Source organism: Porphyrobacter sp. CACIAM 03H1 (assembly GCF_002215495.1).
Classification (GTDB): domain Bacteria; phylum Pseudomonadota; class Alphaproteobacteria; order Sphingomonadales; family Sphingomonadaceae; genus Erythrobacter.
In genome coordinates this window covers 3,329,433-3,355,456 of sequence record NZ_CP021378.1, presented here as the reverse complement: position 1 = coordinate 3,355,456, position 26,024 = coordinate 3,329,433, and the positions used below count along the sequence as shown (strand labels likewise).

The 26,024-nt window shown below is 66.0% G+C and carries 25 protein-coding genes, 2 tRNA genes and 2 rRNA genes; 16 read left to right on the top strand and 13 right to left on the bottom strand.

Features of this window, described 5'->3' with window-relative positions; translation table 11 throughout:
• Window positions 1–31 precede the first annotated feature (31 nt).
• Genes CBR61_RS15905 through CBR61_RS15895 form a run of 3 tightly spaced genes read left to right on the top strand, consistent with a single transcriptional unit; the run spans window position 32 to window position 2,309 of the window.
• Window positions 32–1,210: an aromatic amino acid transaminase gene (locus CBR61_RS15905; RefSeq protein ID WP_088915676.1), complete on the top strand. Its 1,179-nt coding sequence runs from the start codon at window positions 32–34 to the stop codon at window positions 1,208–1,210.
• Window positions 1,211–1,216: 6 nt separating this feature from the next.
• Window positions 1,217–1,765 carry a GNAT family N-acetyltransferase gene (locus tag CBR61_RS15900; RefSeq protein ID WP_088915250.1) on the top strand — a complete coding sequence of 183 codons (549 nt, stop codon included), beginning with the start codon at window positions 1,217–1,219 and terminating at the stop codon, window positions 1,763–1,765.
• A gap of 40 nt (window positions 1,766–1,805) precedes the next feature.
• A complete protein-coding gene (locus tag CBR61_RS15895) occupies window positions 1,806–2,309 on the top strand; it encodes a DUF421 domain-containing protein (protein WP_088915249.1) in 504 nt (167 codons plus the stop codon).
• Window positions 2,310–2,338: 29 nt separating this feature from the next.
• Here the strand turns inward: CBR61_RS15895 and CBR61_RS15890 are convergent, their stop codons facing one another.
• Genes CBR61_RS15890 through CBR61_RS15860 form a run of 7 tightly spaced genes read right to left on the bottom strand, consistent with a single transcriptional unit; the run spans window position 2,339 to window position 6,756 of the window.
• A complete protein-coding gene (locus tag CBR61_RS15890) occupies window positions 2,339–2,803 on the bottom strand; it encodes a VOC family protein (protein WP_199797441.1) in 465 nt (154 codons plus the stop codon).
• Between the two features lie 4 nt (window positions 2,804–2,807).
• Window positions 2,808–3,431 (bottom strand): riboflavin synthase, encoded by a 624-nt coding sequence (locus CBR61_RS15885; protein ID WP_088915248.1) that lies wholly within the window; start codon window positions 3,429–3,431, stop codon window positions 2,808–2,810.
• A 23-nt stretch (window positions 3,432–3,454) separates the two neighbouring features.
• On the bottom strand, window positions 3,455–4,426 hold the full coding sequence (gene ribD, locus CBR61_RS15880) for a bifunctional diaminohydroxyphosphoribosylaminopyrimidine deaminase/5-amino-6-(5-phosphoribosylamino)uracil reductase RibD (RefSeq protein ID WP_324616836.1): 972 nt from the start codon (window positions 4,424–4,426) through the stop codon (window positions 3,455–3,457).
• 8 nt (window positions 4,427–4,434) lie between these two features.
• On the bottom strand, window positions 4,435–4,893 hold the full coding sequence (locus CBR61_RS15875) for a hypothetical protein (RefSeq protein WP_088915246.1): 459 nt from the start codon (window positions 4,891–4,893) through the stop codon (window positions 4,435–4,437).
• Window positions 4,894–4,949: 56 nt separating this feature from the next.
• Window positions 4,950–5,687, bottom strand: coding sequence for a M48 family metallopeptidase (locus CBR61_RS15870; RefSeq protein WP_172835986.1), 738 nt, complete (start codon window positions 5,685–5,687; stop codon window positions 4,950–4,952).
• Window positions 5,684–6,160, bottom strand: a complete 477-nt coding sequence (locus CBR61_RS15865; protein WP_088915244.1) for a YcgN family cysteine cluster protein — start codon at window positions 6,158–6,160, stop codon at window positions 5,684–5,686. Before CBR61_RS15865 ends, CBR61_RS15870 begins: the two co-directional genes overlap by 4 nt.
• Window positions 6,148–6,756 (bottom strand): SCO family protein, encoded by a 609-nt coding sequence (locus CBR61_RS15860; RefSeq protein WP_088915243.1) that lies wholly within the window; start codon window positions 6,754–6,756, stop codon window positions 6,148–6,150. Before CBR61_RS15860 ends, CBR61_RS15865 begins: the two co-directional genes overlap by 13 nt.
• A 98-nt stretch (window positions 6,757–6,854) precedes the next feature.
• Between CBR61_RS15860 and CBR61_RS15855 the strand changes: the two genes are divergently transcribed.
• The 3 genes from CBR61_RS15855 to ssb all read left to right on the top strand — a co-directional run bounded on the left by CBR61_RS15855 (window position 6,855) and on the right by ssb (window position 8,829).
• A complete protein-coding gene (locus tag CBR61_RS15855; protein WP_233996770.1) occupies window positions 6,855–7,496 on the top strand; it encodes an ankyrin repeat domain-containing protein in 642 nt (213 codons plus the stop codon).
• 1 nt (window position 7,497) lies between these two features.
• Complete coding sequence (locus tag CBR61_RS15850; protein WP_088915241.1) at window positions 7,498–8,160, top strand: COQ9 family protein; 663 nt, start codon at window positions 7,498–7,500, stop codon at window positions 8,158–8,160.
• Between the two features lie 135 nt (window positions 8,161–8,295).
• Window positions 8,296–8,829 (top strand): single-stranded DNA-binding protein, encoded by a 534-nt coding sequence (gene ssb, locus CBR61_RS15845; RefSeq protein WP_088915240.1) that lies wholly within the window; start codon window positions 8,296–8,298, stop codon window positions 8,827–8,829.
• 134 nt (window positions 8,830–8,963) lie between these two features.
• Here the strand turns inward: ssb and CBR61_RS15840 are convergent, their stop codons facing one another.
• The 3 genes from CBR61_RS15840 to CBR61_RS15830 form a co-directional block, all read right to left on the bottom strand.
• The gene (locus CBR61_RS15840) at window positions 8,964–9,635 is read right to left on the bottom strand and encodes a DUF2490 domain-containing protein (protein ID WP_088915239.1); all 672 of its coding nucleotides are present in this window, start codon (window positions 9,633–9,635) and stop codon (window positions 8,964–8,966) included.
• An 89-nt stretch (window positions 9,636–9,724) separates the two neighbouring features.
• Entirely contained in the window at window positions 9,725–10,258 is a 534-nt protein-coding gene (locus tag CBR61_RS15835; RefSeq protein ID WP_088915238.1) for a YceD family protein, read from the bottom strand.
• Window positions 10,255–10,782 carry a ubiquinol-cytochrome C chaperone family protein gene (locus CBR61_RS15830; protein ID WP_088915237.1) on the bottom strand — a complete coding sequence of 176 codons (528 nt, stop codon included), beginning with the start codon at window positions 10,780–10,782 and terminating at the stop codon, window positions 10,255–10,257. The genes CBR61_RS15835 and CBR61_RS15830 overlap by 4 nt, the downstream gene beginning before the upstream one ends.
• 245 nt (window positions 10,783–11,027) lie before the next feature.
• Here CBR61_RS15830 and CBR61_RS15825 point away from each other — a divergent pair, with 245 nt between their 5' ends.
• Genes CBR61_RS15825 through CBR61_RS15805 form a run of 5 tightly spaced genes read left to right on the top strand, consistent with a single transcriptional unit; the run spans window position 11,028 to window position 14,932 of the window.
• On the top strand, window positions 11,028–11,513 hold the full coding sequence (locus CBR61_RS15825; RefSeq protein WP_233996769.1) for an outer membrane protein assembly factor BamE: 486 nt from the start codon (window positions 11,028–11,030) through the stop codon (window positions 11,511–11,513).
• A gap of 40 nt (window positions 11,514–11,553) precedes the next feature.
• Window positions 11,554–12,111: an ATP-dependent protease subunit HslV gene (gene hslV, locus CBR61_RS15820; protein ID WP_088915235.1), complete on the top strand. Its 558-nt coding sequence runs from the start codon at window positions 11,554–11,556 to the stop codon at window positions 12,109–12,111.
• A 16-nt stretch (window positions 12,112–12,127) separates the two neighbouring features.
• On the top strand, window positions 12,128–13,240 hold the full coding sequence (locus tag CBR61_RS15815; RefSeq protein ID WP_324616819.1) for an acyltransferase: 1,113 nt from the start codon (window positions 12,128–12,130) through the stop codon (window positions 13,238–13,240).
• Window positions 13,241–13,250: 10 nt separating this feature from the next.
• Entirely contained in the window at window positions 13,251–14,564 is a 1,314-nt protein-coding gene (gene hslU / locus CBR61_RS15810; RefSeq protein ID WP_088915233.1) for an ATP-dependent protease ATPase subunit HslU, read from the top strand.
• The gene (locus CBR61_RS15805) at window positions 14,564–14,932 is read left to right on the top strand and encodes an ACT domain-containing protein (RefSeq protein WP_088915232.1); all 369 of its coding nucleotides are present in this window, start codon (window positions 14,564–14,566) and stop codon (window positions 14,930–14,932) included. Before hslU ends, CBR61_RS15805 begins: the two co-directional genes overlap by 1 nt.
• On the opposite strand, the gene CBR61_RS15800 is transcribed toward CBR61_RS15805, so the two are convergent.
• On the bottom strand, window positions 14,933–16,888 hold the full coding sequence (locus CBR61_RS15800) for a prolyl oligopeptidase family serine peptidase (RefSeq protein WP_088915674.1): 1,956 nt from the start codon (window positions 16,886–16,888) through the stop codon (window positions 14,933–14,935).
• Between the two features lie 21 nt (window positions 16,889–16,909).
• Here CBR61_RS15800 and CBR61_RS15795 point away from each other — a divergent pair, with 21 nt between their 5' ends.
• Complete coding sequence (locus CBR61_RS15795) at window positions 16,910–17,458, top strand: GFA family protein (protein WP_233996768.1); 549 nt, start codon at window positions 16,910–16,912, stop codon at window positions 17,456–17,458.
• Window positions 17,459–17,462: 4 nt separating this feature from the next.
• Here CBR61_RS15795 and CBR61_RS15790 read toward each other — a convergent pair whose 3' ends face one another.
• A complete protein-coding gene (locus CBR61_RS15790; RefSeq protein ID WP_088915231.1) occupies window positions 17,463–19,331 on the bottom strand; it encodes an ABCB family ABC transporter ATP-binding protein/permease in 1,869 nt (622 codons plus the stop codon).
• Between the two features lie 49 nt (window positions 19,332–19,380).
• On the bottom strand, window positions 19,381–20,349 hold the full coding sequence (locus CBR61_RS15785; protein WP_088915230.1) for a retropepsin-like aspartic protease: 969 nt from the start codon (window positions 20,347–20,349) through the stop codon (window positions 19,381–19,383).
• Between the two features lie 725 nt (window positions 20,350–21,074).
• Between CBR61_RS15785 and CBR61_RS15780 the strand changes: the two genes are divergently transcribed.
• From CBR61_RS15780 to CBR61_RS15765, 4 genes are all read left to right on the top strand, one after another.
• Window positions 21,075–22,559, top strand: a 16S ribosomal RNA gene (locus CBR61_RS15780).
• A gap of 197 nt (window positions 22,560–22,756) precedes the next feature.
• Window positions 22,757–22,833: transfer RNA gene (locus CBR61_RS15775), tRNA-Ile, on the top strand.
• Window positions 22,834–22,842: 9 nt separating this feature from the next.
• Window positions 22,843–22,918: transfer RNA gene (locus CBR61_RS15770), tRNA-Ala, on the top strand.
• A gap of 273 nt (window positions 22,919–23,191) precedes the next feature.
• Window positions 23,192–25,979 (top strand): 23S ribosomal RNA (locus tag CBR61_RS15765).
• The 16S and 23S rRNA genes sit together here with 2 tRNA genes alongside, the layout of an rRNA operon.
• Window positions 25,980–26,024: the final 45 nt, after the last annotated feature.

Here is a 26,024-nt window from a genome sequence, read left to right as displayed (position 1 = left end):
GGCGCACGGCGCGCCATGCGCGTGCCCCATGATGCTCGACCGACTCAGCCCTCAGGCGCCCGACGCCCTGCTCGCCCTGATCCGCCTCCACGCCGCCGACCCGCGCGAGGACAAGATCGACCTCGGTGTCGGGGTCTACCGCACCGAGGACGGCGCCACCCCTGTCTTCGCCGCGATCAAGACGGCCGAGCAGGCGCTGGTCGACAGCCAGGAGAGCAAGTCCTACCTCGGCCCCGAGGGCGACATGGGCTTCGTCAACGCGCTTATGCCCTACATCTTCGGCAGCGCCGACCCGACGATGGGCGGGCGCATCCAGGGGATGCAGACCCCGGGCGGCACGGGCGCGGTGCGGCTCGCACTGGCGCTGGCGCAGAAGGCTGGCGTGAAGCGCGTTCACATGGGCGTGCCGAGCTGGCCCAACCACGCGCAGATCCTCGCCGACCTCGGCATGGAGCTGGTGCCCTTCGACCACGCCAATCCGGACGGCACGGCGAATCTCGAGGCGGTGCTGGCCGCGATCAACGGCGCTTCGGCCGACGAGGCCGTGCTGCTCCATGCCTGCTGCCACAACCCCACCGGCATCGACTACACCGCCGACCAGTGGGAGGCGATCGCCGCCGCATTTGCCGCCAGCGGCACCTTCCCGATCATCGATTCCGCCTATCAGGGCCTCGGTCACGGCATGGACGAGGATGCGGCCGGGATGCGCGGCCTGCTCGCCGCCGTGCCCGAGGCCTTCGTCGCTTATTCCTGCGACAAGAACTTCGGCCAGTACCGCGACCGGGTGGGCGCCTTCTACGTGATGGCGGCCGAGCCGGGGGCGCTCGATACGGCTTTCTCGAACGCCAACGCGCTGGCACGCGCGGCGTGGTCGATGCCGCCCGATCACGGCGGCGCGGCGGTGCGGATCATCCTGCGTGATCCCGACATGACCGAGGCCTGGCTCGCCGAACTCGACACGATGCGCGCCCGGATGCGCTCCGTGCGCGACGCGCTGGCGAAGGCGGGCACGGCAGGCCGGATCGACCTCACCCCGCTCGGCACCCAGAACGGGCTGTTCTCGATGCTCCCCGTCACCAAGGAAGAGGTCGCGGCGCTGCGGGAAGACCACGGCATCTACATGGCCGCCTCGGGCCGCATCAACATCGCGGGCCTCACCAGGGACAACCTGCCGAAGTTCATCGCTGCCCTCGCGGCAGTGGCGGGATAGGCGGTGATGCTCGACCGCCAGCCCGTGCTGGAGGGCGAGCATGTCACCCTGCGCCCCTTGCGCGCGGAGGATTGGGACGCGCTCTTCGGGGTCGCCTCGGACCCGCTGATCTGGGAACAGCACCCTGCGCATGACCGCTGGCAGGAGCCGGTGTTCCGCGCCTTCTTCGAGGACGCGCTGGCGAACCGGGGCGCGCTGCTGGTGCTCGATGCCCGAACTGGCGCGGCGATCGGCTCCTCGCGCTTCCAGGGGCTTGAGGAGGCGGATGGCGGCTCGGTCGAGATCGGCTGGACTTTCCTTGCCCGCTCGCACTGGGGCGGGCGCTGGAACCACGAGATGAAGCGCCTGATGCTGGCCCATGCCCTCGCCAAGGTGGCCGAGGTGCGCTTTCTGGTGGGCGAGACCAACACCCGCTCGCGCAAGGCGCTGGAGAATATCGGCGCGCAGCTGACCGACCGGCGCGAGGAGCGCATCATGGCGGGCGGCGAGATCATCCCGCACCTCACCTACGCGATCACGCGGGAGAGCTTCGCGCAGGGCCCGCTGGCGCGCTGACCGCGCGGAACCTTGCCCGCGCGGGTGGAGTAAGCCCCGCATGTTCTTCGACAGCCTTCACGACCTCCTGAGGGTCGTCCTGATCGCGATGCTGGCCTATGCCACCCTCGTCGGAGTGCTGCGCCTTGCGGGCAAGCGCGCGCTGGCCAAGCTCAACGCCTTCGATCTGGTGGTGACCGTGGCGCTCGGCTCGACGCTGGCGACGGTGCTGCTGAGCAAGGACGTATCCTTCCTTGAAGGCGCGCTCGCCTTCGCGATGCTGGCGCTGCTGCAATGGACCGTATCGCGCCTGTCGATCGCCTTGCCCTTCTTCCGCGATCTGGTGCGCAGCCAGCCGCGCATCCTGTTCGAGGATGGCGAATACCGCCGCCGGGCCATGCGCGAGGAGCGTGTCACCGAGGACGAGATCCTCGCCGTGATCCGCTCCGCCGGGGTAGGCCGGATCGAGGATGTCGCCGCCGTGGTGCTGGAGACCGACGGCACGCTGAGCGTGATCGAGGGCCGGGGACGGACATTGACCGCGCTCGCGGGCGTGCGGCGGTAAGGGGCACGTTCCGCGCCGCCGGTTGTCGCCTATTCCGCCGCCTCGCTCAGCGCGATGCGGTTGCCTTCGCTGTCGGCGATCTCGGCGACGAAGCCAGCCGCGCCGATGTCCTTCTTGGGATAGAGCACCGCGCCCCCGCGCGCCTCGGCGCGGGCGACCACGGCATCGATGTCGGGCACGTCGAAGTAGAGGATCGCGCCGTCTTTCGTCGGCTTGTAGACGTCGCCCTGGGCCAGCGCGCCGCTTGCCCCCGGACGGCCGTCGGCGCGGGGGAAGAAGGCCATCGCATAGCCATCGACCTCGCGCCGCTCGAGCTTCACTGCGAAGACCGCCTCGTAGAAGGCGACCGCGCGGTCGATGTCGGTGACGGGAATCTCGAAATGGACGACGGGGTTGATCACGGCATCACCGGCGGCAGGAGCGGCGGGGTCGGACCCGGCGGGCGTGCAGGCCGCGCCGGCGAGGCAGGCGGCGGCGAGGATCGCGGCGCGCAACCGCTCAGCCTGCCGCGGCGAGGGTTTGCATGCGCTTGAGGTAGCGCGCCAGCACGTCGATCTCGAGGTTGACCGCGTCGCCCTCCTTCAGCGCGGCGAGCGTCGTGACGGCGGCGGTGTGGGGGATGATGTTGAGCAGGAAGTCGCAGGTCCGATCCTCGCGGTCGCGCACGTCGTTGACGGTCAGCGACACGCCGTTGACGGTGATCGAGCCCTTCTCGGCGATGAAGGGCGCCATCTCGGCGCGGGCGCGGATCGCGACCTGCCAGCTGTCGCCGGACTGCGCCACCTTCACCACCTCGCCGACCGAATCCACGTGGCCGGTGACGATGTGACCGCCCAATTCGTCGCCGAGGCGCAAGGAGGGCTCGATATTGAGCCGCGCGCCGGCGTTCCACATGCCCGGCACCGTGCGGCTGACGGTCTCGCCCGAAAGGTCGACGTCGAACCATGCATCGCCCGCGCTGCCGCCGCGCTCGACTACGGTGAGGCACACGCCCGAGCACGCGATCGAGGCGCCGATGTCGATCCGGGCGGGATCGAGCGGGGCGGTGATGCGCAGCCTGAGGTCGCCGCGCTGCTCGGCGGCGGCGATGGTGCCGATGGCGGTGACGATGCCGGTGAACATGGGCGCGTGGGTCCTCTGGGGGGTTATCGGGTCCGCAGATAGGCGGCGAAGCTGTCGCTGCCAAGCTGGCGGCGTTCGGCGATCTGCCAGCGGCCATGCGCCGCGTCGAGCTGCGCGAGGCCCAGCGGGCCGAGTGCGCGCTTCCCGTCCCCGATGAGGATGGGAGCGGTGTAGAGGTGGAGCTCGTCGACCAGATCGGCTGCGAGGAAGGCGGCGGCGGTCGCCGCGCCGCCCTCCACATAGAGATATTGCACGCCCGCAAGGCCCGCGATGGCTTCGGGCGCGGGGAGGGCGGTGGTGCCCTCGGGCGCGGGGCCGCGGGTCAGCACCACGCGGCTTGGCGAGCGGCTCTCCAGCCCCGGCAGTCGCGCATCGAGCCGCGGCGCGTCGGTGCGCCATGTCCCGCCGCCGACGAGGATCGCGTCATGCCGCGCGCGCTGGGCGTGGACATGGGCGCGGGCCGCCTCGCCCGTGATCCAGCGGCTGGTGCCGTCGGCGAGCGCGATGCAGCCGTCGAGGGAGGTCGCGAGCTTGAGCGTCACGCGCGGGCGGCCCAGCGTCAGGCGGGTGAGGAAGCCTGCAAGGCTTGCGGCCGAGGCGGCGTCGTCGAGCAGGGTCACGGCGATTCCCGCCGCGGCCAGCCGCGCCATGCCCTCGCCGGCGGTGCGCGGGTCGGGGTCGCGCTGGCCGACCACCACCCGGGCGGGGCGCGCGGCCACGATCAGGTCGGCGCAGGAGGGCCCGCGCGCCGAGACATGGGCGCAGGGCTCGAGCGTGACGTAGAGCGTCGCCTCGGCGAGCTGCGCCGGGGCGAGGCCCGCCAGCGCCTCGGCCTCGGCATGGGGGCGTCCGCCGGCGCGGGTCCAGCCGCGCGCGATCACCCGCGCGCCTGTCACCACCAGCGCCCCGACGCCGGGGTTGGGACGGCTGAGCGGCCGCGCGCGCGCGGCGAGGCGCGCGGCGGCGGCCATCCATTCGTGATCGGAAGGCGGCAGGTGTGCTGCTATTGTCCGGCGCTTTCGCTGACGGGCGCGGTCGCTGCCGCAGCCTCACGGCGCTTCGCGGCGGCGGCTGCCTCGGCGGCGCGCTCGGCCTCGGCCTTGCGCTCGATTTCCTCGACATCCATCCCCGCCGCCCGGCCGAGCGCCTTGTACATGTCGCGCTTCCTCGCCGCGATCCGCGCTTCCTCGGCCTCGCGCAGGTCCTTGATCTGCTGGTTGGCGAGGTTCTCGGCGATGATCTCGGCATCGCTGCGGCCGGCATCGAGGGTGGTGATGTAGGTGATCCGCGGCCGCTCGGGCTCGGCGTAGACCGTGCTGTTCATGCCCCACCACAGCATCCCCGCCACCGGCAGGATCGACAGGCCGAGGATCGGCCAGCGATACGGGTTGGGGCGGCGGATCTCGTGCCAGAAATCGGCGATGCCGTTGGCCGGATTGAAGCGGGCGGGGAGGATGCGCATGGGCGCAATATAGGGGTGCGCGCGAGGATGGCAAAGCCCCGTGCGGGCGGCCCGCCTTACCCGAAGCTCGCGTAGAGGCTGCGCCCGTGGTCCTTGAGCCAGCGGTCGGCGGCCCGGATCTCGCCCTCGAAGATCTCGGCGAGCAGGGCGTGGAAGGCGGGGGAGTGGTCGAAATGGACGAGGTGCGCGACCTCGTGCGCCACCACCGAGCGACGCACGAAATCGGGGGCCTGCACCAGCCGCCAGTTGATGCGGATGCGCTGCCGGTCGGAGCACGAGCCCCAGCGCCGCTGCGCGCGGGTCAGCCCGATCGCCACGGGGGCAAGGCCGGCGGCAGCGCAGTAATCGCGCATGTCGGCCTCGGCGAGGCGCAGCGCCTCGGCCTCGAGCCAGCGTCTGAGGCGTGTCTCAAGCCCCGCCTGCGGCCCGCCGATGCGCAAGGCGCCGCCGCTCTCCAGCACCGGACGGCGCGCGGCGCGCGGGTCCCATGCGAGGCGCAGCGTCTGCCCGCGATAGCGCACCTCGCCGCCCGGCTCGGGCGCGGCGCGCTTGGGGAGCTTGGCGTGCTGTTCGGCGAGCCAGCCCGCGCGCGCATGGGCGAAGGCGATCGCCTCGCGACCCTCGGCCCAGGCGGGGAGGGTAATGCGCACCTCGCTGCCGTCGGGCGCGAGGCGCAGCGTCAGCCGCCGCGCGGTCTTCATCCGCTTGAGCACGATCGGTACCCGCGCTCCGCCAAGGTCGATCTCGGGATCGAGCGCCCGGTGGACCGAGGCGCCGCGCAGCCAGTCGATCATGCGCTCTCCTCCTCGCGGTCCCAGTCGCGGCGGGGCGCGGGCCATTCGGTGACGTGGTGCTCCATCGGCCCGGCGTCCACCTCGCTCACCACCCGGCCGATCACCGAGACGCCCGCCCGGCGCACCGCGTCACGATCGCCCGAGAGGAGGTAGTGCCACCCCGGCAGGGGCCGCCCGTCGGCGCGCAGGCGGTAGGCGCAGGTCGAGGGCAGCCAGCTCACCTGCTCGACGATCCTGAGGGTCAGGCGCAGGCAATCGGGGACGAAGGCCTTGCGGTTGCGATAGTCGCTGCACTGCGCCGTCTTGGTGTCGAGCAGGCGGCAGGCGATGTTGGTGTCGACCACCTCGCCGGTGTCCTCGTCCTCGAGCTTGTGCAGGCAGCAGCGCCCGCAGCCGTCGCACAGCGCCTCCCACTCGGGCCGGGAGAGCTCGCCCAGCGGCAGCTCCCAGAAGCGGTCCCTCAGCTCACCCATCGTTCCAGTTCCGCCGCCACCGCCGCGCCGCCCTTGTCGGTCGGCAGGGTGGCGATCGGCTCGCCGTCGGGGCCGAACAGGTAGGTGACGTTCGAGTGATCGACCAGATAGCCCCCGCCGGGCTGCGCCTCGCCCTTCTGGTAGAACACCTTGAAGGTCTTCGCGGTCGCGGCGATCTGCTCGGGCGTGCCGGTCAGGCCGATGATGTCGGGCGAGAAGGCGGCGGTGAATTCGCCCACCACGGCCTGCGTATCGCGTTCCGGATCGATGGTGATGAAGATCGGCTGGATGCGCGCGGCCTTTTCGGGATCCTTGGCCTTCAGCTCCTTGAGCCCCTGCGCCACGCGCTGCATGTCGGTCGGGCAGATGTCGGGGCAATAGGCGTAGCCGAAATAGACCACGCGGTACTTGCCCGCGAAATCGCTCCAGCGCACGGTCTGGCCCTTGCTGTCGGTCAGCGTGAAATCCCCGCCGATCGCGGCGCCGGCCAGCGGCGGTTCCTGCTGCGGCGCGCCGCCCGTGCCGCAACCGGCGAGCATCAGGGCGGCCGCCAATGCGACGGCAAGAGTGGCGGAAGGCTTGTTGATGCGGTTCATGCTCTGCTAACTGGTCGCTTGTGAAAGGCGCTGCGGCGCAAGCCCCCCGCGCTGTCCCACGCCCGAGGGTGTGGCAGGAAATGCGAAAGGATCAAACCTTGGCTCATGGTGTTTTGCGCAAGTTAGGGCTTCGCGCCGCGATTGCCAGTGCGGCCGTGCCCGCGCTGGCCTTCGCGCTGGCCGCCCCGGCCGCCGCGCAGTTCCAGTCGGAAGGCTACCAGTTCCTCGAAGCGGTCAAGGACCGCGAGGGCGACAAGGCCACCGACATGCTGTCGAAGCCCGGGACCCAGATCGTCAACAGCCGCGACCTCACCAGCGGCGACACGGGCCTCCATATCGTCGTCGCGCGCAGCGACCTGCTGTGGATACGCTTCCTGCTCCAGCGCGGGGCCGATCCCAACATCCGCAACAAGAAGGGCATGACCCCGTTGCAGCTCGCCACGGCAATGGGCTTCACCGACGGGGTCGAGGCGCTGATCAAGGGCGGGGCGAGCATCAACGTCGCCGACCAGACCGGCGAGACGCCGCTGATCGCCGCCGTCCATGCCCGCAACGTGCCGCTGGTGCGGCTGCTGCTGGACAAGGGCGCGGACCCGGACCGCAACGACAATTCGGGCCGCTCGGCGCGCGATTACATGGAGCTCCAGAGCGGCAACACGCTCATGAAGCAGGAATTCGCCGCCGCCGACGCCAAGCGCGCCGAGGCGGGAACCAAGAAGAACTACGGGCCTTCCTTCTGACATGACCGATTTTTCAGACCTAACGCTCGACGAGCTGCGCATCGCGCTCGCCCCCGACATCGCCGCCAGCGCGATCTTCGACGGGTGGAACGAGACTGCGCTGATGGCCGCGGCCGAGATGGCGGGGGCTGATCCCGATGTGGTGCGGCTCGCCTTCCCGGGCGCCAAGCCGATGGACATGATCGAGGCATGGATCGCGAGCGTGGATCAGGCGATGGAGGCCGAATGGCCGGCCGAACGCCTCGCGACGCTCAAGATCCGCGAACGCATCCGCACTCTCGTGGCGTTCCGGCTCGAGGCAGTCGCCCATATCGACGAGGCAGTGCGCCGCGCGCTTGCCGTGATGGCGCAGCCGCAGAACGCACGGCGGGCTCTGAAGCTCGGCTGGCATTCGGCGGACATCATGTGGCGGCTCGCGGGCGACACCGCGACCGATTACAACCACTACACCAAGCGCGCGATCCTTGCCGGCATCTACTCGGCGACGCTCGCGGTGTTCGTGAACGACGATTCGGAAGGCAAGGCGGATACCTACGCCTTCCTCGACCGCCGGATCGACGGGGTGATGCGGTTCGAGAAGGTGAAGGCGCAGTTCCTGAACAAGGACCGCGAATTGCCGAGCCTGACGCGCTTTCTCGGCCGGCTGCGCTATCCGGCGCGGTGACCTTGCAGCCTCAAGCGGTGGATTAACCTTCCGCGGCGGTCGCGCCTGCCGCCGCGCTTCCCTATTGCCTGTGACAGATTCGCGGCGCATCCTGTGCGCCTGCGGGGTCAAGACATTGACGGGAAGGACAAATCGATGGCGGGTTCGCTCAACAAGGTCATGCTGATCGGCAATCTGGGCGCGGACCCGGAAGTGAGGACCTTCGCCAACGGCGGCAAGGTGTGCAACCTGCGCATCGCCACCTCCGAAACCTGGAAGGACCGCAACACCGGCGAGCGCCAGGAAAAGACCGAATGGCACACCGTCGCGATCTTCAACGAGGGCCTGGCGGGCGTCGCCGAGCGCTATCTGAAGAAGGGCTCTAAGGTCTACATCGAGGGCCAGCTCCAGACCCGCAAGTGGCAGGACCAGCAGGGCAATGACCGCTATTCGACCGAAGTCGTGCTGCGGGGCCCCAATTCGGTGATGACCATGCTCGATGGCGCGTCGGGTGGTGGCGGCGGCATGGGCGGCGGTGGCGGCGGTGGCCGTTCGGGCGGCTATGGCGGCGGCTCGGGCGGGGGCGCGGGCGGCTATGGCGGCGGGTCCGCTGGCGGTTCGGGCGGCGGCTTCGGCGGCGGTTCCTCGGGCGGCGGCTACGACGATCTCGACGACGACATCCCGTTCTGATCTGGCGCGAACGGCAGGCTTGGGCACGACCTGCCCGCACCCCCCTGCCGTTGTCCGGTCATCCCCCTGTCATCCCGCGCCCGTTGCACGACCGCGGCGTGTTCCACGTGGAACATCGCGCCCCCGTGCGGGGCTCAGAAGGTCATGAACAGGTTGACGTTGGCCGTGTGATCGATCCGGTCCGGCCCGCCGCGGACGACATACTGGTTGAGGTAGCCCGGTACCACCTCCACCCCCTTGGCGAGCGGGATCGAGACCCCGGCGAAATTGCGCCAGATCGCCAGCCCCCCGCGCTGCACCGGCCCCTCGCTGAGGTCGACGAAGGGTTCGGTGAAGATCACCAACCGGTTGTTCTTGATGATCGGCGCGCGCAGCTGGACGAACTGCCGCAGCCGCCAATCGGTGCCGCCGCGCTCCTCGAAGGTGCGCTGTTCGAGCCGGGTGCGCGAATCGAGCGTGGTGCCGCCGGGTGTCGTCAGCAGGCGGATGTTGAGCTCCTGGTAGAAGCGGTGCTCGTTGAGCTTCACCGGCCCCACCGGATCGGTCAGCACATAGGCGTAGCCCGCCCCGATATTGACCTCGCGGTTGATCCTGTATGCGACCAGGGAGCGCAGGAGGAGCTGGCCCAAACGCTCGGAATCATTGGTGAACCGCTCCTGCGCCTCGAGCCGGACAAAGACCTTGTCCGAGGTATTGATGGTGGCGAACTGGCCGAGCCAGACATTGCCGTCCTCCTCCGCCGCCGCAGCGGGCGCGGCGGCGAGGGCGAGGAGCGGGAGCAGCAGCGGCAGGCGCGGGGCGGGCATGGCGGGACTCGGACGGGGAAGGGAGCGTTTGCCCATGCCGGACAGGCGCTTAAGGGGCCGTGCCGCCATGCCTATGGACACGCGCCGGGTCAGTCCTTCTTCAGCCCGGCGAGCAGATCGGCGAGCGGCCCGCGCACCTCGTCTTCCTGCACGATCCCCGCCGCGGCGCGCGCGGCATCGGCATCGGGCCCTTCGGCATAGGGATCGATCGCGAGGCCCAGCGACTGCGCCACGGCCTCGCCGAGATCGAACATCTCGCCGCTGAATTCGATCTCGTCGCAATCGTCGGCCTCGAGCTCGATTTCCTCGTCCTCGCTCGCCGGGCGCTGATGGTCCTCGACGAAGCGCAAATCGATGGGCTCGTCGATGGTAACCGGGAAATCCTCGCCACTGATCGCGCAGGGCTGCATGATCGCGGCCTTGAGCCGCCCCGTTGCGCGGATCGCGCGAGGCTTCTGTTCGAGGCTGATCTCGGCGCGCAGGCTCTCGACCGCGCCAAGGCCGAAGCGCGCCGCGAGCGCAGCGCGCTCCGCCTCGCTTGCCTCGATCACCACCGGTCCGCCGGGGAGCGGGCGCGCCTTGACCATGCGGGTCAGTTCGGACGGGGGGAGAGGCGCGCTCACCAGATCGCGCTCGCCTTCAGCATTTCGGCATCGGAAAAGCGACCCAGCCGCTCGGACAGCTTCATGATCCGCCCGGCCACGGCCCGTGCGCCCGCCGCCTCGTCGGTGCCGGGCGCGAAGGTGACATTGCGCGCGATCGCCGCCGTCAGCCGGTCGAGATCGCCTTCGTTCAGCGCCCCGCGATAGGCCCCGAGCCGCCCGCCGAGCACGCTCATCAGCTTGCCGATGCGCTTGCCCACGACCACGTCGTTGACCCCGAATTCGCGCAGCTGGCCGTCCATGTCCTCGACGAACAGCTCCGCCAGCAGCGCGCTTTCCGCGCGCATGTCGGAGGCTTCCAGCCGCACCATCGCCGCGCTCAGCACTGCGGTGATCATGTCGAAGCGGCCCGCGATCGAGTCCGCCACGCCGCATTCGGTGTAATACACGGTGTCGCGCGCCAGCTCGATCACGCGGTGCCACAGCGGCCGCACGCCTTCGCGCGGGTCGGGGGCGGTGCCGAGCAGGCGGGAGAGGAAGGACATTGGGAGGTTATGCCTTTCGCGCGAGTGGACCGGAGCGGGGCGAACCCCTCGCTCCTTACGACAACGCAGAAGCCGCGGATGCGTTCAACCGGGGTTCAACCCGCCTCGGCCACCGCTATGCCATATGGTGCGTTGCAAGCTTGCGCCTAGCCCCTTAAAGCACCACGCCCAAGGGACAAGAGCGCAAGGCTGCGCACACAGCACGGGACGGACACGGTTTGGCTGACATGACAAGGGCGGTGGCGATGAATTCCGGCTGGCGCAAGGCTGGCGGCGCGGTGCTGCTGGCGCTCGCGGGCCTGGGGCTGCCGGCCTGCTCGGCGATCCGCGAATCGCGCGGCTACATCGTCGATCCCACCCTGACCTCGCTGATCCAGCCCAAGATCGACAACCAGCAGTCGGTGGAAGGCACGCTCGGCCGCCCGACCTTCACCAGCCAGTTCGGCACTCCGACCTGGTATTACGTGTCGAGCATCACCGGCCAGCGCCCCTTCAACCGCCCGCGCATCCGCGACCATTCGGTTCTGGCGGTGACCTTCGACGAGAGGGGCCGCGTGTCGGAGGTGAAGCGCAGCGGCGTGGAGCAGGTCGTGTTCCTCGATCCCAACGGCAACAAGACCCCGACGCTGGGCCGCGAGCGCGGCTTCCTCGAGGACCTGTTCGGCAATATTGGTCAGGTCGGCGGTGCGGGCGTCGGCGGGGCGCCGGGCGGCGGGCCGAACGGGCAGTAAGCCGCTTGAACGGCTTGCCCTGCGCTCCATATTGGCGGGCATGAGCAACGATCCATCGGCCCACGGCCTCGTGCAATGGCACGGCACCACCATCATCGGCGTCCGCCGCGGCGGCACCACCGTCATCGCCGGTGACGGGCAGGTGTCGATGGGCAACACCGTGATGAAGCCCAATGCCCGCAAGGTCCGCCGCATCGGCAACGGCTCCGTGATCGCGGGCTTCGCCGGGGCGACGGCGGATGCCTTCACCCTGTTCGAGCGGCTCGAGAAGAAGCTCGAGCAATATTCCGGCCAGCTGATGCGCGCCTCGGTGGAGCTCGCCAAGGACTGGCGCACCGACAAGTACCTGCGCAACCTCGAGGCGCTGATGATCGTCGCCGACAAGGACACGCTGCTGGTGCTGACCGGCAACGGCGACGTGCTGGAACCGGTGGGCGAGATCGCCGCGATCGGATCGGGCGGGAACTTCGCCCTGGCCGCCGCGCGGGCGCTCGCCGATTACGAGCAGGATGCCGAGACCATTGCCCGCAAGGCGATGGCGGTCGCGGCCGAGATCTGCGTCTTCACCAACGGCAATTTGACGGTCGAGACGGTTTAGCCCTATCCGCCCGGGAGTGCGGGCGGAAAACGGGGATCCAGGCAGCGGCGCGGCCGAGACGCAGGGCGGCAGGATCGTCGCGATCCAGCTCTTGCGCGCGCTCGCCGCGCTGACCGTGGCTGCGGGTCACCTTGCCTTCGCCTTCGCCGATCATCTCCCAGGCGGCCTCGGCATAGCGCCCGAGGCGGACGGGCGGTCCGGACAGGTGGCGGTGATGCTGTTCTTCGTCATCTCCGGCCATGTGATGGTCGTTTCCTCCGAAAGCCTGTTCGGGCGGGCGGGCGCGCGCCGGATCTTCTGGCGACGGCGGCTGGTGCGGGTGATGCCGCCATACTGGATCGCGAGCGGACTGCTCGCCGTTATCTTCCTGACCCTGTTCCCCCAGCCGATCGACCCGGCGCGCTTTGGGCAATCACTGCTTCTTATCCCCTACTGGCCGGCCGACGGCACGCTGCGGGCGGTGCCGTTCCTCTGGGTGGGCTGGACGCTGTTCTACGAGATGCTGTTCTACGCCCTGTTCGGGCTCTTCATCGTCTGGCGGCGCGAGGCGGCTATTGCCGGGGTGGCGGTGGTGCTGGCGGCGCTCTGTCTCGCGGGGCTTTGTGTTGATCCCGTCAATGCGCCGCTGTTCACCGCCACGCGGCCGGTGACGCTGGTTTTCGTTGCAGGAATGCTGCTCGCATTGTGGCGTGCACGAAACGGATGCGCGCCCCCGTGGCTGCGCGCCGCGATGCTGGCGGCGGCCCTCGCGGCCTGGTGGGGCGTGCCGGTGCCGGCCGATCCGCCCGCGATGGGCTTTGGCTATCTGTTGTGGAGCGGACTGCCGGCGCTCCTGATCGCGCTCGCTGCGCTGTCCGGCCCGCTGGCCCTGCCCGCCGCCGGCTTCGTGAACCGGGCGGGTAATATGAGCTATTCGCTCTATCTCCTGCATGTGCCCGTCGCGTGGTTCTGGCTGTGGTTCTGGGGACGCCTGCCGGGTTTCGATGCCAGGCCGTGGGACTATCTCGTGAGTGCGCTGGCCGCGACGATCGCGGCCAGCTGGCTGTTCCATCGGTGGATCGAGCGGCCGATGACACTGGCCTTGAACCGGCGGCTGCGCTCGCCACATGGGCATGAAAGATCAGCCTGAAACGGAACCAATGGACAGCTCCCCCACTCAGTCGCTCACCCCCAAGGCCATCGTCGCCGCGCTCGACGAGCACATCATCGGTCAGGCCGACGCCAAGCGCGCGGTCGCCGTCGCGCTGCGCAATCGCTGGCGCCGCCAGCGGCTCGGCGCCGAGCTGCGCGACGAGGTCACGCCCAAGAACATCCTGATGATCGGCCCCACGGGCTGCGGCAAGACCGAGATCAGCCGCCGCCTGGCGAAACTCGCCGAGGCCCCCTTCATCAAGGTCGAGGCGACCAAGTTCACCGAGGTCGGCTATGTCGGCCGCGACGTCGAGCAGATCGCCCGCGACCTCGTGGAAGAGGCGATCCGCCTCGAGAAGGAACGCCGCCGCGAGAAGGTGCGCGAGGCCGCGAGCGAGGCGGCGATGCAGCGGCTCCTCAATGCGCTGGTCGGCGAGAACGCCTCGGAGGCGACCCGTGAAAGCTTCCGCCAGCGCATCGTCCAGAACGCGATGAACGATGTCGAGGTCGAGATCGAGGTGCGCGACACGCCGGCCGCACCCTTCGACATGGGCCCGATGGGCGGGCAGATCGGGATGATCGACCTGTCCGACATGATGGGCAAAGCGCTGGGGCGGAAGAACACCCGCCGCCAGAAGCTGCGAGTGCCCGACGCATGGGACAAGCTGGTCGACGAGGAGGCCGACAAGCGTCTCGATCAGGACGATGTCGCCCGCGCCGCGCTCCAGAACGCCGAGACCAACGGGATCGTGTTCCTCGACGAGATCGACAAGATCGCGGTCAGCGACGTGCGCGGCGGCTCTGTCAGCCGCGAGGGCGTGCAGCGCGACCTCCTCCCGCTGATCGAGGGCACCACGGTCGCCACCAAGTACGGGCCGATGAAGACCGACCACGTGCTGTTCATCGCGAGCGGTGCCTTCCACGTCGCCAAGCCCTCGGACATGCTGCCCGAATTGCAGGGCCGCCTGCCGATCCGCGTCGAGCTGCGCGCGCTGACCGAGGCGGATTTCGTGCGAATCCTTTCTGAAACCCGCGCCAATCTCGTGACGCAGTACAAGGCGCTGCTCGGCACCGAACAGGTGACGCTCGATTTCGCCGATGATGCCGTTGCCGAGATCGCGCGCATTGCCGCGCAGGTGAACAGCAGCGTCGAGAACATCGGCGCGCGGCGCCTGCAGACCGTGATGGAACGGCTGCTCGAGGAGATCAGCTTCGAGGCCGAGGATCACGTCGGCGAGACGATCCGCATCGATGCCGACTACGTCCGCTCCCGGCTCGAGGGGCTGGCGGGCAACACCGACCTTTCCAAGTACATCCTGTAATGGCGGGCGGGCCGGTCAGCGATCTTGCGGGGATGCTGGCAGGCATGGCCCCTGTGCTCGATGCTCAGGCCTGGGCCTTTGTCCTGATCGAGGGCGAGCCGCCCGCCGAAGCCTTCGCCCTGATCCGCGAGGACGAGGGCACCACCGCGATCCTGCCGGCGGAGGGTGGCGGCTTTGCCCGGATCACCCTCACGGTCCATTCCGCGCTCGAGGGCGTGGGCCTTACCGCCGCCGTGGCGGGCGCGCTCGCTGCACGCGGGATCGCCTGCAATGTCGTGGCGGGGTTCCACCACGATCACCTCTTCGTGCCGTGGGAGCGGCGCGAGGAGGCGCTGGAGGTGCTCCAGCGCCTCTCCGTCACGGGCTGATTACTCGCCCAGCAGGTGCTTCTTCCAGAACACCAGCTGCGCGAGGAAGGCGTAGTCGGAATTGGCCTTCTTCGCGAAGCCGTGGCCCTCGTCGGCGGCCACGAGGTGCCACGCCTCGCCGCCGTTCGCCCGGATCGCGGCGACCATCTGGTCGGCTTCTGACTTGGGCACGCGCGGATCGTTGGCACCGGTGATCACGAACATCGGCTTTTCGATCTCGTTCACCCGGGTGAGCGGGCTGATCTCCATCAGCTTGGCGCGCTGTTCGGGGATGCGCTCGTCGCCGTATTCCACCCGGCGCAGGTCCTGGCGGTAGGGGTTGGTGTTTTCGAGGAAGCTGACGAAGTTGCTGATCGCCACGGTGCACTGGGTGGCCGCGATCCTGTCCTTCAGCTGCACCGCCGCCGCATAGCACATGTAGCCGCCATAGGAGCCGCCGGTTAGGCCCACCTTCGCCGGATCGACCGCCTTGTCCTTGCGCACGGCATCGATCAGCGCAGCCATGTCCTTGACCGAGTCCTCCCGCTTGAACGGCCCGTTGTCGAGGCTGACGAAGGTCTTGCCGTAGCCGGTCGAACCGCGGACGTTGGGGTAGAATACCCCGATGCCGAGCTCGTTGAGGTAGTAGTTGCTGCGGCCCATGAAGCCCGCGGTCGACTGGCCCTCGGGCCCGCCGTGGACGCTGACGATCAGCGGGCGTTTGCCGGGGAACTTCGCCGGATCGGGCATGTAGAGGAGGCCCGAGACCTCCAGCCCGTCGAAGCTTTTCGTCGTCACGATGCGCGGCTCGACGTTGACCTCGGTGTCGAGACCGCCGGTCTCGCTGCGGGTCCAGCGGGTGAGCTGCATCGTCTTGGGGTCGAGCGACCAGACGTCCGCCGCGCTCTTGGCGCTGGAGAAGGAGAAGCCGATCTCGCCCCACGGCGCGATCTCGAGCCCGCCGATCTGGCCGGCGGGCAGGGCATCGACGCGGGTCACCTTGCCCGAAGCGATGTCGAGGATGCGCAGCCGGTCCGAACCCGCCTCGTTGACCTCGTAGACGATGGTCTTGCCGTCATCCGAGATGTCGAAGCCGTCGACGTCCCATTTCTCGCGACTGACCGGGGTGAAGGTGCCGGTGACCGGGTCGATCCGGCCGAGGCGCTGGAAGTCCGCGCCCTCGTCGCTCGTCACCCACAGCGTCCCGTCGGGGCCGATCTCCATACCGCCATAGGCGATCATCGCCCTGGGGTCGCCGATCGGGGTCATCGCGCCGCTGGCGAGGTCGAGCCGGTAGAGGTCGACATCCTGCACCGAGCGGTAGTCGGCGACATAGGCGGTCGTCTTGTCGGGCGAGAAGCCGGCGATGGCCCAGCCGCCGCCCTTGCTCTCGTGGACCATCCGTGCCGAACCGGGATCGCGCGGGTTCATGACATAGAGGTCCGAATCAACGCCATTGCGGCGGGTCGAGCTGAAGCCGATCAGCTCGCCGTCGCGGCTCCAGGCGTTCATCTCGTTGCGGCTCCTGCCGTCGGTGAGCAGGGTGAGGCGGCCGTCCTTCAGCGTGTGGAGCTGGAAATACTCGTCCCCGCCGCGATCCTTGCTGACCAGCACGACATCGCCCTTGCCCGGCGCGAAGGAGCCGCGCACCGGTTCGGCCTCGAAGCTGATCTGGGTGCGTGCGCCCATCGGCATCTCGACGCGGTGGAGCTGGCTGACATTGGCGAAGCGGGTCGAGATCATCACCGCGCGGGTGTTCGGATCCCAGCCGGCGAAGCCCGCGCCGCGGGCTTCGAGATAGGGGCGCACGCGCTCGGCCAGTTCGAGCGGGATCGGGGGCATCTGTTCGGCGGTGAGCGCAGCAGGCTTGGCGACAACCAGCTCGGGTGCTTGCTCGGGCTGGGTGGTCGCTGTCTGGGCCGCAAGCGGCATGGCAGTGGCGGCGAGCAGCGCGCCGATAAAACGCAGTCGAAGCATTTTGGTGAATATCCCCTTGTTATGCATGGTCTGCACAGCGTGCGGGTTCATGATGTTTACGACCCGAACAGGCCATTGATTGCGATGGTGCGCCAGCCTAGCTTCGACAAGTACCGAAGCCAAGCCACGCCGACCGACGCTCAGCTCAAGTGCCGGAAAAGGAGCCTGCCGATGCCCCAGGGTCGCTGCCATTGCGGCGCTTGTGTCTATGCTATCGAGGGCGAGGCTGTTCGCGCCTCCATCTGCCATTGCTCGGACTGCCAACGCTGTGCAGGCGCGCATGCTGTCGGCTGGCTGGCGGTGCCGAGAGCGGCATTCCGGCTGGTGCAGGGCGAGCCTGCAATCTACCGCTCGTCCCCCGGTGCGGAACGCTGGTTCTGTGGGGCGTGCGGGACCGGTCTTTACTACATCAATGAAGATGTCCTGCCAGGGATCGTCGACGTGCAGATCGCGACGCTCGACGACCCTGATGCCTATCCGCCCGAGGCGCTGATGCAGCTGGCGGATGCACCGGCTTGGGTGGCGACGCTGCACAAGCTTCCGCGGTTCGAACGTTTCCCGCCGGACTAGACTTCTACTCGGCGGCTTCGGCCTCGGCAGCGAGATCGTCGTCCTCGCGCCGCTCGCTCGCCTGGCGCGCCCACATTTCGGCATAGAGCCCGCCCCGCGCGATCAGCGTTGCATGGTCGCCGCTTTCGGCCAGCCGGCCGTGATCGAGGACGAGGATGTTGTCGGCATCGGCGATGGTCGACAGGCGATGCGCGATGGCGATGGTGGTGCGGCCTTCGGCGATCCGGTGGAGGGTTGCGAGGATCTCCTGTTCGGTGCGGGTGTCGAGCGCGCTGGTCGCCTCGTCGAGCAGCAGGATCGGCGGGTTCTTGACCAGCGTGCGGGCGATGGCGACGCGCTGCTTCTCCCCGCCCGAGAGCTTCAGCCCGCGCTCGCCCACCATCGTGTCGTAGCGGTCGGGCAGCCGCTCGATCAGCGGGGTGAGCGCGGCATCGCGTGCCGCCGCCTCGATCCGCGCCTGGTTCGCGCCTTCGGCGCCATAGGCGATGTTGTAGGCGAGGCTTTCGTTGAACAGCACCGAATCCTGCGGGACGATGCCGATCGCGGCGCGGAGCGACTCCTGCGTGACCCCGGCGATGTCCTCGCCTCCCACCAGCACGCGGCCGGCCTGCGGATCGTAGAAGCGGAACAGCAGCCGCCCGATGGTGCTCTTGCCCGCGCCCGAGGGGCCGACGATGGCGGTGGTGGTGCCGGCGGGCACTTCGAAGCTGAGGCCGTTCAGGATCGTGCGGCCCGGGTCATAACCGAAGGTGACATTGTCGAAGACGACCGTCGGCTTGCGGATGACCAGCGCGGGGGCGCCGAGCTTGTCGCGCACCTCGATGTCGGTGTCGATCAGGCGGAACATCTCCGCCATGTCGATCAGGCCCTGACGGATGGTTCGATACACCCAGCCGAGCACGTCCAGCGGGCGGAACAGCTGGATCAGATAGGTGTTGACGAGGACCAGATCGCCGACCGTCAGCGCACCGGTGCTCCAGCCCCACACGGTATAGGCCATTGCGCCTGCCACCAGCGCGTTGGTGATCGCCCCTTGCGCCATGTTGAGCAGGCCTACCGAGTTCTCGGACTTGATCGCGGCTTCGGCATAGGCGCGCGCGGCCTGGGAGTAGCGCGCCTCCTCCCGCTTCTCGGCGCCAAAATACTTCACGGTCTCGTAGTTGAGCAGCGAATCGACCGCGCGGTGCAGGGCCTTGCCGTCGAGATCGTTCATCTCGCGCCGCAGCTTGGTGCGCCATTCGGTGATCGCGCGCGTCACCCAGACATAGGCGATCACGGTGACGGCGGTGGCCGCGACCAGCTCGATCCCGAAATTGAGGTAGAAGATGACGCCGACCGCGATCAGCTCGATGATGGTCGGCGCGATGTTGAACAGCAGGAAATAGAGCATCTGGTCGATGCTCTTGGTTCCGCGCTCGATGATCTTGGTTACCTCGCCGGTGCGACGCGCGAGGTGGAACCTCAGGGACAGGCGATGGAGGCGGTGGAAGACGTCCTCGGCCAGGTGCAGGGTAGCGATCTGGCCGACCCGCTCGAAGGCCATGTTCCTGAGGTTGTCAAAGGCGACCGATGTGAAGCGCCCCAGCGCATAGGCCGCGACCAGCGCCAGCGCGACCGTCGCCCCTTCGCGCATCGTGCCTGTTCCCGACATGGCATCGACCGCGCCCTTGTAAGCGAAGGGCAGGGCGAGGGTGACGGCCTTCGCCGCCAGCACCAGCGCCATCGCGATGACGATGCGGGTGCGCAGGGCCGGATTGTCCTTCGGCCAGAGGTAGGGGAGGAAGCGCCTGAGTGTCGGCCAGCCCTCCACGTCGCGCGCGCGAGTCTTCTTATTGGCAGGATCGGCGGCGGGGGTGGGGGCGTCGGGCGGCATGGCCCGTCCCATGTGGGCGCCCCCGCGCCGCCGCGCAAGGACGGCGGGCCTAGAAGCGCGCCCGGTAGTTGGCCGATTGCTTCGCCTGGCGCAGCGCCCTTGCGACGTCGGCCGGCACGTCGAAAAGGATGCGCTGGCGGTCGAAATCGATCGCGACCCGGTCGAACAGGGCGAGGTGCTGCATCCCGATCGAGAGCACCGGCTGGTCCTGCAGCCCGAGCGCGGCGAAGGCGGGGGTGTCGGCAAAGGTCAGCGGCACGTCGGACAGCGACATGCCCTCGATCGTGAGCGAGCGCACGATGGCAAGCTCGCCGACGATATCGACGCCGTTGACGTCGGTGGTGACGACCTCCTCGGCGCGGCGCGCGCGGATCCGCTCGCGCAGGGCGAGGTTGCCCAGGCTCGCCTGCGCGCCGGTGTCGATGATTACCGTCGCCCGCACATCGTCGACGAAGGCATCGGTGATGAGCAGCTGTCCGAGCTTCTGGCGCGCACGCACGATGATCTCGAACCCGCCGCCCCGGGCTTTGCGGCTGGCATCCTCCACCGCGATGGTCTGCTTGCGGAAGTCGATCAGCACGCGGAAGTCCTGCAGCGCGTCGAGTCCGATGATCCCGTCCGCCCCGACGTTCTCGCGCGCGAGCACGGGCGCGGTGAAATCGGTGAAGCTGTTGGTGCCGAAATCGATGCGACCGACCCGAGCGAGCTCGACCTCGCGGCGGCTGGCCATGCCGACCAGCACGGCCGTCCCCGCGGGCGCGAGATTCGCCGCGGTGCGAATCTGGTGGGTGATGGCGGTGGCCTGGCTGCCGGTGTCGATCATGAAGGCGAAGGGACCGGCGCCTTCCACCAGCACGGGAAGCGTAAGCCTTGCGTGACGCTCCTCCTCCAGCAGCAGCACCTCGGCTCCGGGATCGACGAGGCCGGCGGCGGGCGAAGGAGCAGGCGAGGGGGTCTCCGCCGCTACCGGCAAGGCGGCGGCTAGCGCAGTGGCGGCGAACAGGTGTCGCGCTCTCATGGTCTCTCTCCCATGCGGCAGGGCGCTGGCGGCACTGTCACGCAGGGGCGATCCTACCATGTCGGAGCGAGGCTCCCAACAGGCCGCGAATCCGTCTGCCGCGGATTCGCCGGGCGATCCGGGGTGAATCGCGGCCGGAAAGGGGGCGTGGCTGGTCTGAAAGCCGCCGAAAGGCCGATTCAGGGGGGTGATTCACCCGGATTCGCGGAGTGCCCGGGGTGATTCTCGGGGGTCCAAGGGGACGGAGAGGGGCCGAATGTAGGGAAAAAATGGCGGAATTCTGCGGTTCTTGCGCGTCCCTGAAATAAAATTGCAAAAACCCGTTGACCGAATCAGGAAGCGCTCATAGATGGGCTCCACCGACGCGGCGCTGACGGCTTCCACCGCCACCGCAACGCTCGGTCGCCAACAAATTCGGATAGCCGGTCCCCCGGTGTAAATCGGGGAACCAAGCGCTGTCCGCCATTTCTGTCTGGCGGCTCTTTGACATCGTTGGTTTTTGATGAAGGGACATGTGGGCGACGGCGCCCGGTCCGGGGACCTCAAGGCTCCGGTAACCGGTTAACTCAAGCCGATCGCCATATCCGATCGCGGGCTCCACGCCTGCCCGGATGGCAAGCATGTTCATTCGTATCCATTACGTTTGACAGTGCAGGTATCGGCTCCTTGCAGCTCATGCCATGCTGGTCGATGGGGTTATCCCCATGCCGGTTTGGTGTGTGACACAACTTGAGAGTTTGATCCTGGCTCAGAACGAACGCTGGCGGCATGCCTAACACATGCAAGTCGAACGAGACCTTCGGGTCTAGTGGCGCACGGGTGCGTAACGCGTGGGAACCTGCCCTTAGGTTCGGAATAACTCAGAGAAATTTGAGCTAATACCGGATAATGTCTTCGGACCAAAGATTTATCGCCTTTGGATGGGCCCGCGTTGGATTAGCTAGTTGGTGGGGTAAAGGCCTACCAAGGCGACGATCCATAGCTGGTCTGAGAGGATGATCAGCCACACTGGGACTGAGACACGGCCCAGACTCCTACGGGAGGCAGCAGTGGGGAATATTGGACAATGGGCGAAAGCCTGATCCAGCAATGCCGCGTGAGTGATGAAGGCCTTAGGGTTGTAAAGTTCTTTTACCAGGGATGATAATGACAGTACCTGGAGAATAAGCTCCGGCTAACTCCGTGCCAGCAGCCGCGGTAATACGGAGGGAGCTAGCGTTGTTCGGAATTACTGGGCGTAAAGCGCACGTAGGCGGCTTTTTAAGTCAGGGGTGAAATCCCGGGGCTCAACCCCGGAACTGCCCTTGAAACTGGGAAGCTAGAATCTTGGAGAGGCGAGTGGAATTCCGAGTGTAGAGGTGAAATTCGTAGATATTCGGAAGAACACCAGTGGCGAAGGCGACTCGCTGGACAAGTATTGACGCTGAGGTGCGAAAGCGTGGGGAGCAAACAGGATTAGATACCCTGGTAGTCCACGCCGTAAACGATGATAACTAGCTGTCCGGGTTCATGGAACTTGGGTGGCGCAGCTAACGCATTAAGTTATCCGCCTGGGGAGTACGGTCGCAAGATTAAAACTCAAAGGAATTGACGGGGGCCTGCACAAGCGGTGGAGCATGTGGTTTAATTCGAAGCAACGCGCAGAACCTTACCAGCCTTTGACATCCTAGGACGACTTCTGGAGACAGATTTCTTCCCTTCGGGGACCTAGTGACAGGTGCTGCATGGCTGTCGTCAGCTCGTGTCGTGAGATGTTGGGTTAAGTCCCGCAACGAGCGCAACCCTCGTCCTTAGTTGCCATCATTAAGTTGGGCACTTTAAGGAAACTGCCGGTGATAAGCCGGAGGAAGGTGGGGATGACGTCAAGTCCTCATGGCCCTTACAGGCTGGGCTACACACGTGCTACAATGGCATCTACAGTGGGCAGCTATCCCGCAAGGGTGCGCTAATCTCCAAAAGATGTCTCAGTTCGGATTGTCCTCTGCAACTCGAGGGCATGAAGGCGGAATCGCTAGTAATCGCGGATCAGCATGCCGCGGTGAATACGTTCCCAGGCCTTGTACACACCGCCCGTCACACCATGGGAGTTGGATTCACCCGAAGGCAGTGCGCTAACCGCAAGGAGGCAGCTGACCACGGTGGGTTCAGCGACTGGGGTGAAGTCGTAACAAGGTAGCCGTAGGGGAACCTGCGGCTGGATCACCTCCTTTCTAAGGATATTCGCGAAAGCGCCTCGGCTAGCCCGGGGAAGTGCTTCGCGGTCTCCAAAGAACATTGCCGTCGTCCTCATGTCCTTTCATCAATCGGAATACAGCGCACCGCTTGCGGTCGCGCTGTGTGCCTTAGCCGGCTCACGCCATTGGCGGCAGCCTGTTCCCTCGGGAATGGCAGCCGGCCGCAGTGGAGTGGGCCTGTAGCTCAGTTGGTTAGAGCGCACCCCTGATAAGGGTGAGGTCAGAGGTTCAAATCCTCTCAGGCCCACCATCACCTCAAGGGGCCTTAGCTCAGCTGGGAGAGCGGTTGCTTTGCAAGCATCAGGTCATCGGTTCGATCCCGATAGGCTCCACCAGGCACTTCAAACTTCCGATAGATGAAACGAACCGGATCCTGCTTCGGCAGGTCAGGCGATCGTGCTGATTAGTCAGCGTCGCCGATCTTTGACATTGTGAATGGGTTTTTAAATCGATGCCGTGGCGCATGGATTGTATCGAACGGGCTTCGGCCTGCGCGGACGATCGTGCATCACAAATCAATCAAATTGATTATCTGGCTGAGATAATTCTCCCACCATCTTCAAGCGCTCGGGCTTTTATGCAGGCCTGACGTTGATGGTGTGGATTCTCAAGCGTGAGGTAAGAGCATTTGGTGGATGCCTTGGCATGTACAGGCGATGAAGGACGTGGCACGCTGCGATAAGCGTCGGGGAGTTGTGAGCAAACTTTGATCCGGCGATTTCCGAATGGGGAAACCCACCTTCACCATTTCTTCCAGTCTGCTTTCGGGCAGGCCGGGCGAGGTGGATAAGGTATCACCGAGCTGAATATATAGGCTTGGTGAAGCGAACCCGGGGAACTGAAACATCTCAGTACCCGGAGGAAAAGACATCAACAGAGATTCCCGTAGTAGTGGCGAGCGAACCGGGACCAGGCCAGTGCCTTCATTTCAACTAGCAGAACACTCTGGAAAGTGTGACCATAGCGGGTGACAGTCCCGTATGCGAAAGTGATGATGAAGGACTAGAGTAGGGCGGGACACGTGTAATCCTGTCTGAACATGGGGGGACCACCCTCCAAGCCTAAATACTCGTACATGACCGATAGCGAACACAGTACCGTGAGGGAAAGGTGAAAAGCACCCCGATTAGGGGAGTGAAACAGTACCTGAAACCGGATGCTTACAAGCAGTTGGAGCCCCATAGGGGGTGACAGCGTACCTCTTGCATAATGGGTCAGTGACTTAATCTAGCATGCGAGCTTAAGCCGTTAGGTGTAGGCGAAGCGAAAGCGAGTCTGAATAGGGCGACTGAGTATGTTGGATTAGACCCGAAACCCGGCGATCTAGGCATGAGCAGATTGAAGGTGCGGTAACACGCACTGGAGGATCGAACCGTTGCATGTTGAAAAATGCTCGGATGACTTGTGTTTAGGGGTGAAAGGCCAATCAAGCCGGGAAATAGCTGGTTCTCCGCGAAATCTATTGAGGTAGAGCGTCAGATGTATGCCGATGGGGGTAGAGCACTGGATGGGCTAGGGCTGCGCGAGCGGTACCAAACCTAACCAAACTCCGAATACCATCGAGTCTTGTCTGGCAGACAGACGGCGGGTGCTAAGGTCCGTCGTCAAAAGGGAAACAGCCCTAACCTACAGCTAAGGTCCCCAAGTCATATCTAAGTGGGAAAGCATGTGGGAATCCCAAAACAACCAGGAGGTTGGCTTAGAAGCAGCCATCCTTTAAAGAAAGCGTAACAGCTCACTGGTCTAAATAAGGGTTCCTGCGGCGAAGATGTAACGGGGCTAAAGATATGCACCGAAGCTTAGGGTTGCAGTTTACTGCAGCGGTAGCGGAGCGTTCCGTAAGCGAGCGAAGGAGAAGGGTAACCGACTCTGGACGTATCGGAAGTGCGAATGCTGACATGAGTAGCGACTAACAGGGTGAGATACCCTGTCGCCGAAAGACCAAGGGTTCCTACGCAATGCTAATCAGCGTAGGGTGAGCCGGCCCCTAAGACGAGCCCGAAGGGGGTAGTCGATGGGAACCACGTTAATATTCGTGGGCCTGGTGGTGTGTGACGGATCTCGTAAATTGTCCCTCCTTATTGGATTGGTTGGGCAGTGAAGAGGTTCCAGGAAATAGCCCCACCGTATAGACCGTACCCGAAACCGACACAGGTGGTCAGGTAGAGTATACCAAGGCGCTTGAGAGAAGTATCCTGAAGGAACTCGGCAAATTGCCTCCGTACCTTCGGAAGAAGGAGGCCCCGTCTTAAGGCAACTTTTGGCGGGGGGCACAGGCCAGGGGGTAGCGACTGTTTATCAAAAACACAGGACTCTGCTAAGTCGGCTTCAAGACGACGTATAGGGTCTGACGCCTGCCCGGTGCTGGAAGGTTAAGAGGAGGAGTGCAAGCTCCGAATTGAAGCCCCAGTAAACGGCGGCCGTAACTATAACGGTCCTAAGGTAGCGAAATTCCTTGTCGGGTAAGTTCCGACCTGCACGAATGGCGTAACGACTTCCCCACTGTCTCCAGGATATGCTCAGCGAAATTGAATTCTCCGTGAAGATGCGGAGTACCCGCGGTTAGACGGAAAGACCCCGTGCACCTTTACTGCAGCTTCAGAGTGGCATTAGGAAAGAGTTGTGTAGCATAGGTGGGAGGCTTTGAAGCGACGGCGCCAGCTGTCGTGGAGCCATAGGTGAAATACCACCCTGCTGTTTTCTGATGTCTAACCACGCACCGTTATCCGGTGTTGGGACCCTCTGTGGCGGGTAGTTTGACTGGGGCGGTCGCCTCCTAAAGAGTAACGGAGGCGCGCGATGGTAGGCTCAGGACGGTTGGAAACCGTCTGTTAGAGTGCAATGGCATAAGCCTGCCTGACTGCGAGACTGACGAGTCGAGCAGAGACGAAAGTCGGTCATAGTGATCCGGTGGTCCCTCGTGGAAGGGCCATCGCTCAACGGATAAAAGGTACGCCGGGGATAACAGGCTGATGATTCCCAAGAGCTCATATCGACGGAATCGTTTGGCACCTCGATGTCGGCTCATCACATCCTGGGGCTGGAGCAGGTCCCAAGGGTTTGGCTGTTCGCCAATTAAAGTGGTACGTGAGCTGGGTTCAGAACGTCGCGAGACAGTTTGGTCCCTATCTGCCGTGGGCGTCGATACTTGAAAGGAGTTGCCCCTAGTACGAGAGGACCGGGGTGAACGTGCCTCTGGTGTACCTGTCATCCTGCCAAGGGTGCCGCAGGGTAGCTATGCACGGACGGGATAACCGCTGAAAGCATCTAAGCGGGAAGCCTCCCTTGAGATTAGGTATCTTTGAACCGTGATAGACCATCACGTTGATAGGCCGGGTGTGGAAGTGCAGTAATGTATGGAGCTAACCGGTCCTAATAGTTCATATCGCGCTTGAGAGTCTGCACTATCAACGTCAGCCCTGCACTGCAGGAGCGCGTTGG